Origin of the sequence: Comamonas squillarum (genome assembly GCF_025309455.1) — a bacterium.
Classification (GTDB): Bacteria; Pseudomonadota; Gammaproteobacteria; order Burkholderiales; family Burkholderiaceae_C; genus Comamonas; species Comamonas squillarum.
Genome location: NZ_CP104377.1, coordinates 4,524,660 through 4,537,995 on the forward strand (window position 1 = coordinate 4,524,660; position 13,336 = coordinate 4,537,995).

Consider the following 13,336-nt stretch of genomic DNA (forward strand, 5'->3'; position numbering starts at 1 on the left):
ATGGCCGCCTCTGACCTGGACATCCGCGACAACAGCGAACTGCTGAGCGCGCTGCACGCGATTGTGGGCGAAGTCGGGGTGCTGCAAGGCGCCGATATGGCCGCCTATGAAGAAGGCGCGCGCTACGGCCAGGGCCGTGCGCGCCTGGTGGTGCGCCCCGCCGATGTGGCACAGGTGCAGGCCGTCGTGCGGCTGTGCGCCGAGCGCGGCATTGCGCTGCTGCCCCAAGGCGCCAACACCGGCATGGTGGGCGCCAGCACGCCGGACATGAGCGGCAGCCAGCTGGTGCTGAGCCTCTCGCGCCTGCGCAGCCACTGCGCGGTCGATGTGGCCAACCGCAGCGTTGTGGTCGATGCCGGCGTCACCCTGCAAGAGCTCAACGAGCAGCTCGAAGCCCATGGCCTCTGGTTCCCGATCGACCTGGGGGCCAACCCCTCGATCGGCGGCATGGTGGCCACCAACACCGGCGGTACGCGCCTGATCCGCTACGGCGATGTGCGCTCCAACCTGATGGCGCTGCAAGTGGTGCTGATGGACCCGCCCGGCGAGGTGGTGGAGCTGGGCCGCGCGCTGCGCAAGAACAATACCGGCGTGGACTGGAAGCAGCTGTTTGTCGGCGGCTCTGGGGCCGGCGCCATCGTGACGCAGGCCACCCTCCAGGTGCATGCCCGCCCGGCGCAGCGCGCCACGGCGCTGGTGGTTCCGGCCTCGGACGAGGCGGTGATGGAGCTGCTGCAGGCCTTTGAGCGCGACCTGGGCGATTGGCTTGCCGCGTTTGAAGGCATCTCGGGCAACGCGATGCAGGCGGCCATTGACCATGTGCCCAACCTGCGCAACCCCTTTGCGCCCGACGATGCGCCCGAGTTCGCCATCCTGGTCGAGCTGGAGGCCAATGCCGCTGCCAAATACAGCCAGCTGGATCTGCAAGAGGCGCTCAACAGCTTCTTGGAAGACCAGTTCGAGTCGACCATCGTCAACGCAGCCTTGGGCAATGCCACCGAGCTGTGGCACCTGCGCCATAGCATCAGCGAAGGCGCGCGGGCGCTGGGCAAGCCCATTGCGTTTGATGTGTCGGTGCCGCGCTCGCGCATCATGGAGTTCTGCCGCAAAGGCCGCGAACTGGTGGCGCGCGACTACCCCTTCCTCACGGTGGTGGACTTTGGCCATATCGCCGATGGCGGTGTGCACTTCAACGTCATCTGGCGCAAGGATGCCCCCGAACAGTACGACCCGGCCGTGGTGCAGCGCCTGCGTGATGCCATCTATGGCATGGTGGTGCAGGACTTTGCGGGCAGCTACAGCGCCGAGCATGGCGTGGGCCCCCACAACCTGGCCTATTACCAACGCTTTACGCCGCCGCTGCTACAGCAATGGGCCGATGGCTGGCGCGACCGGCTAGACCCCCAGCACCTTTGCGGCACCGTGGATTTGGGCACGGCCAAAAACTAAGACCCTGGCCATGCCTGCGTTGGCAGACATGGCCAACAACAACCAGAGACAACCCAGCGAGACAAGGCCATGTCCTTTTTTCAATTCACTCCCGCATTCGCCAACCCCCAGGGCTCGCCCATCCGCGAGCTGTTTCCCTACCTGAGCCGCCCGGGCATGATCTCGCTGGCGGGTGGCTATCCCTCGCCCAGCCTGTTTGACCAGGAAGGCCTGGCAGCGGCGGCCGCGCAGGCGATGACCACCGGCGCCACCGCGCTGCAGTACGGCGCCACCGAAGGCTCGCCCGCGCTGCGCGAGCAGCTGGCAGCCCAGTGCCAGGCCCGGGGCATCCGCTGCACAGCGGCCGACATGCTGGTGACCACCGGCTCGCAACAGGGCTTTGACCTGCTGCTGCGCGTGCTGATTCAGCCCGGCGATGCCGTCTGCGTGGAGACCCCGGCTTACCCCGCCACCCTTGCGGCGCTGCGCCAGGCGGGCGCCAGGATGCTGAGCACGCCGGTCGACGGCGATGGCCTGGATGTCGAAGCGCTGGCCGCCATGCTGGCTGCGCTGCCGGTGGCCGAGCGCCCCAAGCTGCTCTACACCGTGCCCAACTTCTCCAACCCCTGCGGCACCTTGCTGACACAACAGCGCCGCGAGCGCCTGGTGCAGCTGGCGCTGCAGTATGGCTTTGTCGTGGTCGAGGACGATCCTTACGGCGAGCTGGCCTTCACCGACGCCCGCCCAGCCCCCGTCTATGCCGCAGCCCAGCAGCAAGTGGGCGAGGCTGAGAACCCGGTGGTCTACCTGTCGAGCCTGTCCAAGACCGTGGCCCCCGGCCTGCGCGTGGGCTGGATGGTGGCCGACCCGGCCGTGCTGCGCCGCTGCACGGTGGCCAAGCAGACCAATGACCTCTGCACCTCGCCGCTGGCGCAAGCCGTGGCCGCCAGCTACCTGCAGTCGGGCCGCTATGGCCAGGCCGTCGCCAAGGCCTGCGCTGAATACCAGCGCCGCATGCTGGCCTTGACCCAGGGCCTGAAGGCGCGCCTGGGTGACCTGGTGCAGTTTGTGCAGCCCGCTGGCGGCATGTTTGTCTGGTTGACGTTTGATGCCCGCATCGATCCGCAAAAGCTGTTTGATGCCGCCGTCGCCGCCAACGTGATCTTTGTGCCGGGCAAAGCCTTTTATGCCGACAACGCCCATCTGCATTCGATGCGCCTGTCATTTGCCGCGCCCGATGTGGCGCAGATTGAGCAGGCGGTCGATAGGCTGGCAGAAGCATTTGATAAAGCCGGCTAATCGCTAGGCAAGCCATAGCACCCGAGCCCGTTGGCATCGAAGCTGACGGGCTTTCTTATTGACGTTTTGTGCTTGGCGCTGAGGCTGTCAGCCATGCGTTTCTGCATTCCGCAGATGTTGCTTTGGTATGTTGCTGTTAATTCAGGAGATTTTGGCAAGAATGCCGAGCAGAATGGCACTGTCTTGGACGCTATGCCGTGCAGGACTCAAGGCTCAACCGGGGGCGTGTGAGGGATCGGTCGGCATACCAGCCTGTTCTTTCGCCTGTACTCCGATCTTCTGGAGAAACGCCATGGCTGCTGCACTGTTTTCACGTCGTTCGCTGATGGTCGCTGCGGGCTTGCTGGCTTATAGCGCGCACGCGGCCTACCCTGATAAACCCATCAAGATCATTGTGCCCAGCGTGGCTGGCAGCAGCCCCGATGTATTGGTTCGCTTGGTCGGCAATGCGCTGTCGCTGCAGTTGGGCAAGCCGGTGGTGATCGAGAACAAGGGTGGGGCGGGGGGCAATATCGGCATGCAGGCGCTCGCCAACGCGGCGCCCGATGGTTACACGCTTGGCTACGGCAACAATGCGACGTTGACAACCAATGAGTTTCTGTTCAGCAGGCTGCCCTATGACCCGCGCAGCCTGGTGCCGGTTGGGGGCATTGCCACGACCAGCAGTTTCTTGCTGGTCAACAACCTGGTGCCCGCCACATCGGTGACGGAACTGGTGACCTATATCAACAGCTCGGATGCGCCGGTGCATTATGGGTCCGGCGGCATTGGTACCACCAGCCATCTGGGCGCGGAGTGGTTCAAAACCAAGAGGGGGCTGCAATCGGCAGTGCACGTCCCGTACAAGGGCTCACCTCAGGCACTGAACGATTTGGTCGGTGGCACTTTGCAGTTTTACTTTGAAAACATCGTTACCGCTGCGCCGCAGCTGCAAGCGGGCAAAGTACGCGCGTTAGCCGTGACAAGCGCCGAGCGCTCCCCCCAGTATCCAGACATACCGACTATGCAGGAAGCGGGTGTCCAGGGATTTGTAATGAACGCATGGGGAGGGTTGCTGGTACCACCGGGCACACCGCAGAAGGTGCTGACGCGGCTGAACACGGCATTGAACCAAGTGCTCCAGATGCCCGAGATCAGGGCGCAGCTGGAAAAGATGGCCTACATCCCGCTGGCGGGGGCTCCTGAGGATTTCGGGGCGCTGGCCGACTCAGAGCGTGCGCAATGGGGGGCCGTGGTGAAAGCAAGTGGTGCCAAGGTGGAATGAGGTCGCGCCTGTCTACTGCATTCCGTTGGTGCAGGGAATCCATCCATCCTCTTTGGGCGAGCAAGCATCTTTGGGCGAGCAAGCAAGATATGACGCAGGCATTTGATGTGGTAATCCGAGGCGGTGTGGTCATCGACGGCAGTAACTGCCCCCGCTACAGAGCCGATGTAGGCATTCGAGGCACGATGATTGCCGCCATGGGTGACCTGTCCTCAGCCACCGCCCATCGGGTTATCGACGCCAACGGCAAGATAGTGGCACCCGGCTTTATTGATGCGCACTCGCATGACGACCAGGCGCTGCTGCTGCAGCCGCAGATGGAGTGCAAGCTCTCACAAGGGGTGACGGCAGTGGTGACCGGCAACTGCGGTATTAGCGCTGCGCCGCTCTACCCGGATTCGCCGATGCCCGCGCCGCTGAACCTGCTCAGCGATGCTGCCATGCGGTTCACGACCTTTCAAGCCTATGTGCAGACGCTGCGCACATCACCGCCTGCGGTGCATGTGATTCCGCTGGTGGGCCATACCAACCTGCGGGTGTTGGCAATGGCAGACCTGAACCGGGCGGCCACTGCGGAAGAAATTGTTCAAATGCGGGCATTGCTGCGTGAGGCGCTGGTGGCTGGAGCAGTGGGGCTGTCATCGGGCACCTATTACCCGCCCGCTGCAGCTGCGACCATGCAAGAGGTGTGCGATGTAGCCCAACCCTTGGCCGAATTTGGCGCGCTGTATGTGAGTCATATGCGTGACGAGGCTGTGCACAGCCAGCAGTCGATTGATGAGACCTTGCAGATTGGACAGCACGCGCAGGCCGCCGTCGTCATTTCGCACCACAAGCTGCAGGGTCAGGCCAACTGGGGGAATTCGGCGCAGACATTGCCGCAGATCGAAGCGGCCATGCACTGCCAGTGCGTGGCACTTGATTGCTATCCCTACCACGCCAGCTCCACCATGCTGCACCTGCAGGAAGAGCGCTTGTCCGGCAAGATCGTGATAGCCGACAGCGGACCTCATCCCGAACTGCAAGGCAAGGAGCTGGGCGACATCGCCAGGGACTGGCAGGTGTCTCGCGCCGAAGCCTCCAACCGCCTGCAACCGGCCAGCGCCATTTATTTCAACATGGATGAGGGTGATGTGCAGCGCATTTTGCAGTTTGCTCCCACCATGATTGGCTCAGATGGCGTGCCCTCCAACGAGCGACCGCACCCGCGCCTGTGGGGTACCTTCCCCCGCGTGCTGGGGCACTACAGCCGTGATCTGGGCCTGTTCCCGCTGGAGACCGCCGTCTGGAAAATGACGGGCCTCACTGCCCAGGTCTTTGGTATCGAAAAGCGAGGTGTGTTGGTCGAAGGCCATTACGCAGACCTGTGCGTGTTTGATCCCCAGGCCGTGCGTGATACCGCTACCTATGACGATCCGAAACAGCCCGCTGTCGGCATCGACTGTGTCATTGTCAATGGCGCCATCGCCTACGAGCAGGGTGCTTACCAAGGAAGTCGGACGGGCACCGTGTTGCGGCGCACGTTGCCTGCCAAGACAAGCCCAGGCTTGCAGATACTGGCTGAGCCAGGGAGCCGCCTGTAAGCCGTACCTCGGTCGCTGACATCGCCTTCGAAAACCATGGCACACCATCGCGCCAGAGCCCACAGAATGTGGGCTGTGGCATTTGTCACCAAGATGGGCGCAATGGTTGGCCACCCGGCCCAGGTACCGCTATGGTGACCGCTTAGAAGTCGTAACGCATGCCCACATTCACGCTGCGCGGCGCTCCCCAGGTGTAGTACAGGCCAATGGCGCTGAAGTTGTTCACACCCGCTTTGTAGTGCTTGTCCAGCGCGTTGTTGACGTTCAGGCTGAAGGACAGTTGCTTGTCGACCTGGTAGCGGGCCATCAGGTCCAGCACCGCGTAGCTGCTTTGTTCCAGGGTAGCAGCGCTGTTGCTGACGGAGGTCTTGTCCTGCCAGCGGGTGGAGGCACCGACGGTCAGGCCACGCAGCGCGCCTTCGTCAAAGCGGTAGGTGCTGCCCAGCTTGAACTGGTACTCGGGGTACTGGCTGGTGTTGCTCAGCGAGCTGTTTTGCCGCACCAGGCTGCCCTGGGCCTGCCAGCCGCGCGCCAGCTCGCCCGACAGCTCCAGCTCCCAGCCGTGGCGGGTGGCAGAGGCGACGGAGCGGTAGGCGGTGTCGCCACCAGGGGTGAGGCCACCGGTTTCCTCGGCGGTATTCTTGGTCTTGATCCAGTAGTGGCTGATGCTGGCGTTGAGGCGCTTGTCAAAGAACTCGCCCTTGATGCCGACCTCATAGGTGTTGCCTTCTTCGGGCTTGAGGGTGCGGCCCTGCTCGTCCTGCGAGGTCTGGGGCTGGAAGATGCTGGCGTAGCTGGCGTAGGCCGACATGTTGGGGTGGAAGTCGTAGACCAGACCGGCGTAGGGCGTGTAGACCGCGCTCTCGTTCATGTCGTAGTTCCACCAGTAGGGGGTGATGTCGCGCTCCTCGAACTTGGTCACGCGCAAGCCGGCAATCAGCTGCAGCGGATCGCTGAGCTGAAAGCGGCCAGCTGCATAGGCGTAGCGCTGTTTTTGGCTGAAGCGGTTGTTGCCATAGGTCCAGCTGCTGGTGTCGGGCTCGGGCAGGTAGGCGCCGCCCTGGTCGTAGCTGGTGCCCAGGCCATCGAGCGGCAGCAGGGTCAGCGCGTTCAACGGCAGCTTGACGCTGCTTTGGAAGCGCGAGATACCGATGCCGGCGAGCAGCTCATGCTGGCGGCCCAGCAGACTGAACGGGCCCTTGATGTCCAGGTTCACGGTCCAGTTGTCGTTGCGCATGTCCAGCCAGCGGCCATAGTTCAGCCGGTCCTGGTCGTAGAGGTAGCCGGCAAACATGTCATCCATGCGCACCTGCTGGTGCGAGAACTTGAGGCTGGTGGACCAGCCATTGCCCAGGCGCTGCTCCAGGCTGCCGAAGAGGTTGAGCGCGTTCTGGTCATAACCGCCCCAGGGCGCGCCGGTGTTGAACGAACGCGGACGGTCGGGCGTTTTGACACCGGCGCGGGTGTAGCCCTGGATGGGTTGGGTGGTGCCGATGCCGTTGGCCGCACGCTGGCGGTAGGTAAAGCCGACATTCAACAAGGTGTCCGGGCTGAGGTCCGCTTCCAAGGTGCCGAACAGCATCTTGCTTCTGCTGTCTTCATGGTCGCGAAAGCTGCCCGCATCGGTGGCTGAGGCGACCAGGCGGCCACGCAGGGTGCCCGCTTCGTTGAGCGGGCCGCCGATATCGGCCTGCGCGCGGTAGCTGTCCCAGCTGCCGGCGCTCGCCTGCACGCTGGCCTGGAAGGTCCGTGTGGGGCGCTTGCGCACCATGTTGACGGTGGCGCCGTATTCGCCCTTGCCAACCACCAGGCCCGACGAGCCCTTGAGCACATCGATGTGGTCGATCTCGGCCATGTCGTCGAGCGAGAACAGGGTGCTGGTCAGGTAGTACCAGCCACTGCGCACTTGGGCCATGCCATCGGTCTGCAGGTTGACCGAAGTGCCGCGCGCCTGGAAATCAGTGGCATTGCCCTGGCGGTAGGTGCCGATGCCCGGGGTCTGCTCCATCACATCGGTCAGGGTGTCGAGCTTGAAGTCGTCCATGCGCTGCCGCGTCATCACGCTGACCGACTGCGGGGTTTCGCGCAGGCTCAGGCTCAAGCCCGTGGCGGTGGCGCTGGGGCCGCGCTGGGTATAGCTGCCCGTGCCTTCGGTGGCGCCATCGCGCTGGGCATCGGCCGTCACGGTGACGGTCGCCAGGGTCGCGCCTTCCTCCCCCATTGAGGCGGCCTTGATCACCACCGCCTGGCCTTCCACCGTGGCCACCAGGCCGGTGCCGGCCAGCAGGCGGTCCAGCGCCTGGTTGGGCGTCAAGGTGCCGACGATGGCCGGTGCCCGCTTACCGGCGACCAGGCCTTGCTGGGCAATCAGCTGGATGCGCGTTTGCCGCGCCCAGTCATTGAGCGCCTCGGCCAGCGGCTGGGCCTGGATGCTGAAGGCCAGTGGGGTGGTCGGCAGCGCGGCGCTTTGCGCATGGGCTGCTACGGAGCCCAAGGCCAGGGCCATGGCCAAAGCCAGCGGAGCGGGACGCAGAAGGGGGTACGACATGGAGGTCCTCAAAGTAGTCAATGCAAATCATTCCTACTGAGGTAGACGCACGAGTTGCGAGAAATACGGTAGTCAGCGCGAAAAATATTAAAAATTTTCTGGGGCTTGGCGACGTCAACGCAGCGCGCGTATTTCCAGTCCGCCCGCCACCTGCTGCAACCGCACCGGTAGCGCATGGGGCAGCACCTTGCGCAAGGTCTGGATATCGCTGGGGTCAAAGGTGCCGCTCAGGCGCAGCGCGGCCACGGCCGGATCGCTGATCGTCAGGCCCGTGCTGCCGTAGCGCTCAAACTCGGCCAGCGCCTGCGCAAGCGGCGTGTTGACAAAGCTGATGCGATGCTCGCGCCAGGCGGCAATGCCTTCGGCGGCGACCGCTTGGATGGGGCTCAGGCCACCTTCGGGGTTGGCGCTGATCTGCTGGCCGGCCACCAAGGTCTGGGCTTCAGGGAGCTGCGCTAGCGCGGGGCCGGGCGCGCCATCGCGGCGTACCACGCGCACCTTGCCTTCTTCGACGGCCACGCGCACGCCATCGCTGCCAGCCAGACCCGGTGTAAAGCGCACCGAAAACCGGGTGCCCACCACGGTGATGCCGACCGGGCCGCTCAGCACATGGAAAGGGCGCTGCGGAGCGGCCTGCACGCTGAACAGGGCCTGGCCTTCGTGCAGCAGCACTTCGCGGCGGTCGCGGTAGTAGGCCACCTCCAGCCGGGTGGCGGTATCGAGGCGCAGCTCGCTGCCATCGGGCAGCTGTACCTGCAGTTGCTGGCCGCGCTGCGAGGCATAGGCCTGCTTGAACACGGGTTGCGCCTGCCAGTGCTGCCAGGCCAGCAGGCCCGTGCCGCTGGTCATCACGATCGCAGCGGCCATGCCCAGCGATGGCAACAGCCAGCGGCGGCGCAAGGCTGGCAGGGCTGCGGCAGGCGCAGGCGCAGACGCTGCTGCGGCCGGGCGCGGCGTGGGGGCAGCAGCGGCCGTGGCGCTTGGCAGCGCCTTGTCATGCGCCAGGTTGCGGCGCAACTGGGCGATGGCATCGGCGGGCATGGCATCGATCGCGCGCCAGTGCTGCTCCCACTGCACATAGGCGGCGCGGTGCGCGGCATCGGCCGCCAGCCACTGCTGCAAGGCCTGCTCTTCCGCCGTGCTCCAGCTCTCGCGCTGGCGCCGGACAAACCAGTCCAGCACCTGCTGGCGCAGGCCGGCGGTGTTCTCTGGTGGCAGGGGCGATGCGTTCATCTCGTGGTCAATTCTGGAGTCGGAGGCGGGCATGGGCGGCTCATGGCTTGGCGCGTCTGGTGCGGGCGCGTCCATGGCGGGCATGTGCAGCACCGTCGAGCCGGTCCTGGCAACGCCAGCAGGCCTCCATCGCGATTTGCAGCTGCATCTCGACCGTGCGGGTGGAGATGCCCATGTGCTCGGCGATCTGGGCATAGCTCAGGCCGTCGAACTTGTAGAGCATAAAGGCTTCGCGGCAGCGAGGGGGCAATTGGTCGATGGTGGCGACCAGGGCCGCCAGACCTTCGCGCGAGGCCAGGATGGTCTCGGGCTCCAGGGTGCGCGGGCCCGGCAGGTGCTCCAGCGCCGGCTCATCGCCGGCTGCGGGCGCTGCGGTCTCCAGCTCGGCGCGAATGCTGCTGCGCCGGTGCTGGTCGATGACCAGGTTGCGGGCGGTGCGGTAGAGCAGCGCGCGCGGGTCATGCACGGCCTGGCCGGTCTGCTGGGCCGCCAGCACGCGGGCATAGCTCTCCTGGGCCAGATCGGCCGCCGTGTCGCGGTCCTGTACCGATCGGGACAGAAAGTTCAGCAGTTCGCGGTAGTAGCGCTCAAACACCAGGCGGCCGTTGCAAAAAGGGAAAGAGGGGACTTCGCAACCGGTGGACGCCGTCGCCGTGGCCAGGAACGCAGTCCTGCCATATACGCAAATGGGAATTGTTATCATTATCGCTGATTGCTGGCCCCGCTCCACCAATGCCGCTGGGCTTGGAGGGGGATGGCGCACGCTTATCCCAAGGGACTGGATTTGCACCGCCAGCTGCATGCAGATCTTCCGCTGGCACTGCTTGCTGCGCGGGTGATGGCGCCTGGCAGATCGGCGCATGCGCCGATGGATCGCCCCTTCATGGCAGGCCAGCTTTGCGCACTTTCGCAAAAGCCCAGAACGCCAGGTTCGCGCCAGGCCAGCCCCGCCTCGTGGCCGGACTGAAGCGTCAGTCGTAGCGTATGCCTAGTGTTTTTACCAGTGCGTAAAACTTTAATCGGGCATTTAATGGTTCCCTAAGTGCTGCGGCAACAGCAGCACAGGACAGATCAAACACCCACGATGAGGGCCTGATGAACCCTCCCTGGTTGGTGCAGCTTTGGCGGTGAATGGATGGCGCAGCCATGCCATTGGCCGGACTTGTTGTAGAGGCAGTGGCGCGGTCGCAGGCGGCATGGTGATGGAGCCGTTCGCACTCGCGCTGGTAACCCAGTCGAGGAGGATGAGTCATGAACGGACCCACAGGATGCGGTGTGCGCGCAGGACGGCTTGGCGCGGACCAATACGCTGAAAATTTCTCGGATGCGCACCCGCCGCTGACATGGGCGCAGGCATCGATCGAAGCCGAGCGCTGTTACTACTGCTACGACGCGCCCTGCGCCACCGCCTGCCCGACCAGCATCGATGTGCCCAGTTTCATTGCCCGCATTGCGCAGGACAACATCCGGGGCGCGGCCAAGACCATTCTCGAATCGAACCCGCTGGGCGGCATGTGCGCCCGGGTGTGCCCGACCGAGGTGCTGTGCGAGCAGGCCTGCGTGCGCAACACCCATGAGGACAAGCCGGTGGAAATTGGCGCGCTGCAGCGCTATGCCACCGACCGCTTCATGGCAGCGGGCGGCGCGCCGCTGTTCCAACGCGCCGAGCCCACCGGCAAGAAGGTGGCCGTTGTGGGCGCTGGTCCGGCCGGGCTCGCCTGTGCGCACCTGCTGGCCTTGCAGGGCCATGATGTCAGCCTGCTTGATGCCAAACCCAAGCTCGGCGGCCTGAATGAGTACGGCCTGGCCAGCTACAAGACCACCGATGATTTTGCGCAGCGGGAAATTGACTGGCTGCTGTCGGTGGGTGGCATTGCCCCGCGCAACAACCAGCGGCTGGGCCGAGACTTTAGCGTGGACAGCCTGCTGGCCAGCCATGATGCGGTGTTTCTGGGCCTGGGCCTGGCAGGGGTCAATGACCTGGGTATTGCCGAGCCCGCCGCCCAGGGCCTGCGCAATGCGGTCGATTTCATTGCCGATATCCGCCAGGCGCCCGACAAATCCACGGTGCCGGTAGGCCGGCGTGTGGTGGTGATTGGCGGGGGCATGACGGCCGTGGACGCGGCCGTCCAAGCGCGCCTGCTGGGTGCCCAGGAAGTCACCATCGTCTACCGGCGTGGTCAGGATGCGATGTCGGCCTCCGCGGTGGAGCAGCAATGGGCGCAGACCCATGGCGTGACGATCCGGCTGTGGGCGGCGCCGCAGGAAGTGCTGGTGGACAACGGTGCCGTCAGCGGCATCCGCCTGGCGGCCACGCAGCAGGTCGATGGCAAGCTGCAAACCACCGGCGAGACCGAGGTGCTGGCGGCCGACATGGTGCTCAAGGCCATCGGCCAGAGCTATATCGCCGAGCCCGCCGGCGCACGTATCGCCCTCAAGGCCGGGCGAATCGAGACGGACGAAGATGGCCAGACCAGCCTGGAGCGGGTCTGGGCGGGAGGCGACTGCCGCTGGGGCGGCCGAGACCTGACGGTGGAAGCCGTGGAGCACGGCAAACGCGCCGCAGCGGCCATGCACCGCATGTTGATGCGCGAAGTGGGTGTCAGCGCCTAAGCGCACGCCCAGCCCTCTTTCCACCGAACCTAGGAGTCGCCATGGCCGATATTCGCAGCAATTTTCTGGGCATCCGCAGCCCCAACCCTTTCTGGCTGGCCTCTGCGCCGCCGACCGACAAGGAGATCAACGTCACCCGCGCCTACGAGGCGGGCTGGGGCGGTGTGGTCTGGAAGACGCTGGGCGAGGACCCGCATGTGGTCAACGTCAACGGGCCGCGTTACTCCACCTTGATGTCGCAGGACCGGCGGGTCATGGGCCTGAACAATATCGAGCTGATCACCGACCGCCCCTTGCAGATCAACCTGGAGGAGATGACCCGGGTGAAGCGGGCCTGGCCCGATCGCGCGCTGATTGCGTCGCTGATGGTGCCCTGCGTCGAAGAGAGCTGGAAGCGCATCCTGCCGATGGTGGAGGACACGGGTGCCGATGGCATTGAGCTGAACTTTGGCTGCCCGCACGGCATGAGCGAGCGCGGCATGGGCGCTGCGGTGGGTCAGGTGCCCGAGTACATCCAGATGGTCACCGAATGGTGCAAGCACTACAGCCGGCTGCCGGTGATTGTGAAGCTCACGCCCAACATCACCGATGTGCGCTTTCCGGCGCGCGCGGCCAAGGCGGGCGGGGCGGATGCGGTGTCGCTGATCAACACCATCAACTCGGTGATGGGCGTGAACCTGGACACCTTGGTGATGCACCCCAGCACCGATGGCAAGGGCTCGCACGGCGGCTACTGCGGCCCGGCAGTCAAGCCGATTGCGCAGAATATGGTGGCCGAGATCGCCCGAGATCCGCAAACCGCTGGCCTGCCGATCTCCGGCATTGGCGGCATCACCACCTGGAAGGATGCGGCCGAATACATTGCGCTGGGCTGCGGCACGGTGCAGGTCTGCACCGCTGCGATGGTCTATGGCTTCAAGATCGTGCAGGACATGTGCGATGGCCTGTCGCATTACATGGACGCGCATGGCTTCAAGACCATCGAAGACTTCCAGGGCCGCGCCGTGCCCACCGTCAGGGACTGGAAGGACCTGAACCTCAACCACATCGACAAGGCCGTGATCGACCAGGACAGCTGCATCCAGTGCGGGCGCTGCCATGTGGTCTGCGAAGACACCTCGCACCAGGCCATCTTCTACCAAAAGGGTGCGGCCGGTGAGCGCCGTTTTGAGGTGAACGAGGCCGAGTGCGTGGGCTGCAACCTCTGCGTGTCGATCTGCCCGGTGCCCGACACGATTTCGATGCGCAGTCTGCAGCCCGGCGAGGTGGATGCGCGTACCGGCAAGACCGTCACCGGCGAGTATGCGAACTGGACCACCCACCCCAACAACCCGTCACGGGTGGACGCGCAGATCTCCCCTTGAGCGG

General features: G+C 64.8%; 9 protein-coding genes. 6 read left to right on the forward strand and 3 right to left on the reverse strand.

Features of this window, described 5'->3' with window-relative positions; all coding sequences use genetic code 11:
• The 4 genes from N4T19_RS20620 to N4T19_RS20635 all read left to right on the forward strand — a co-directional run bounded on the left by N4T19_RS20620 (position 1) and on the right by N4T19_RS20635 (position 5,574).
• Complete coding sequence (locus N4T19_RS20620; RefSeq protein WP_260718904.1) at positions 1–1,449, forward strand: FAD-binding oxidoreductase; 1,449 nt, start codon at positions 1–3, stop codon at positions 1,447–1,449.
• Positions 1,450–1,518: 69 nt separating this feature from the next.
• Positions 1,519–2,727 carry an aminotransferase-like domain-containing protein gene (locus tag N4T19_RS20625; RefSeq protein WP_116924580.1) on the forward strand — a complete coding sequence of 403 codons (1,209 nt, stop codon included), beginning with the start codon at positions 1,519–1,521 and terminating at the stop codon, positions 2,725–2,727.
• A gap of 292 nt (positions 2,728–3,019) precedes the next feature.
• Positions 3,020–3,991 (forward strand): Bug family tripartite tricarboxylate transporter substrate binding protein, encoded by a 972-nt coding sequence (locus N4T19_RS20630; RefSeq protein ID WP_260718905.1) that lies wholly within the window; start codon positions 3,020–3,022, stop codon positions 3,989–3,991.
• Between the two features lie 89 nt (positions 3,992–4,080).
• Positions 4,081–5,574 (forward strand): N-acyl-D-amino-acid deacylase family protein, encoded by a 1,494-nt coding sequence (locus N4T19_RS20635; protein WP_260718906.1) that lies wholly within the window; start codon positions 4,081–4,083, stop codon positions 5,572–5,574.
• 142 nt (positions 5,575–5,716) lie between these two features.
• Here the strand turns inward: N4T19_RS20635 and N4T19_RS20640 are convergent, their stop codons facing one another.
• The 3 genes from N4T19_RS20640 to N4T19_RS20650 all read right to left on the reverse strand — a co-directional run bounded on the left by N4T19_RS20640 (position 5,717) and on the right by N4T19_RS20650 (position 9,950).
• The gene (locus N4T19_RS20640) at positions 5,717–8,122 is read right to left on the reverse strand and encodes a TonB-dependent siderophore receptor (RefSeq protein ID WP_260718907.1); all 2,406 of its coding nucleotides are present in this window, start codon (positions 8,120–8,122) and stop codon (positions 5,717–5,719) included.
• A gap of 114 nt (positions 8,123–8,236) precedes the next feature.
• Entirely contained in the window at positions 8,237–9,388 is a 1,152-nt protein-coding gene (locus tag N4T19_RS20645) for a FecR family protein (RefSeq protein WP_260718908.1), read from the reverse strand.
• Between the two features lie 7 nt (positions 9,389–9,395).
• Positions 9,396–9,950 carry a sigma-70 family RNA polymerase sigma factor gene (locus N4T19_RS20650; RefSeq protein WP_116924585.1) on the reverse strand — a complete coding sequence of 185 codons (555 nt, stop codon included), beginning with the start codon at positions 9,948–9,950 and terminating at the stop codon, positions 9,396–9,398.
• A gap of 656 nt (positions 9,951–10,606) precedes the next feature.
• On the opposite strand from N4T19_RS20650, the gene N4T19_RS20655 reads away from it, so the two are divergent.
• On the forward strand, positions 10,607–11,968 hold the full coding sequence (locus N4T19_RS20655) for an NAD(P)-dependent oxidoreductase (RefSeq protein WP_182345040.1): 1,362 nt from the start codon (positions 10,607–10,609) through the stop codon (positions 11,966–11,968).
• 41 nt (positions 11,969–12,009) lie between these two features.
• Positions 12,010–13,332, forward strand: coding sequence for an NAD-dependent dihydropyrimidine dehydrogenase subunit PreA (preA, locus tag N4T19_RS20660; protein ID WP_182345041.1), 1,323 nt, complete (start codon positions 12,010–12,012; stop codon positions 13,330–13,332).
• Positions 13,333–13,336: the final 4 nt, after the last annotated feature.

Coding starts and splice junctions, on each gene's coding strand:
- N4T19_RS20620 (WP_260718904.1), top strand. CDS start 1: ATGGCCGCCTCTGACCTGGACATCCGCGACAACAGCGAACTGCTGAGC.
- N4T19_RS20625 (WP_116924580.1), top strand. CDS start 1,519: ATGTCCTTTTTTCAATTCACTCCCGCATTCGCCAACCCCCAGGGCTCG.
- N4T19_RS20630 (WP_260718905.1), top strand. CDS start 3,020: ATGGCTGCTGCACTGTTTTCACGTCGTTCGCTGATGGTCGCTGCGGGC.
- N4T19_RS20635 (WP_260718906.1), top strand. CDS start 4,081: ATGACGCAGGCATTTGATGTGGTAATCCGAGGCGGTGTGGTCATCGAC.
- N4T19_RS20640 (WP_260718907.1), bottom strand. CDS start 8,122: ATGTCGTACCCCCTTCTGCGTCCCGCTCCGCTGGCTTTGGCCATGGCC.
- N4T19_RS20645 (WP_260718908.1), bottom strand. CDS start 9,388: ATGCCCGCCTCCGACTCCAGAATTGACCACGAGATGAACGCATCGCCC.
- N4T19_RS20655 (WP_182345040.1), top strand. CDS start 10,607: ATGAACGGACCCACAGGATGCGGTGTGCGCGCAGGACGGCTTGGCGCG.
- preA (WP_182345041.1), top strand. CDS start 12,010: ATGGCCGATATTCGCAGCAATTTTCTGGGCATCCGCAGCCCCAACCCT.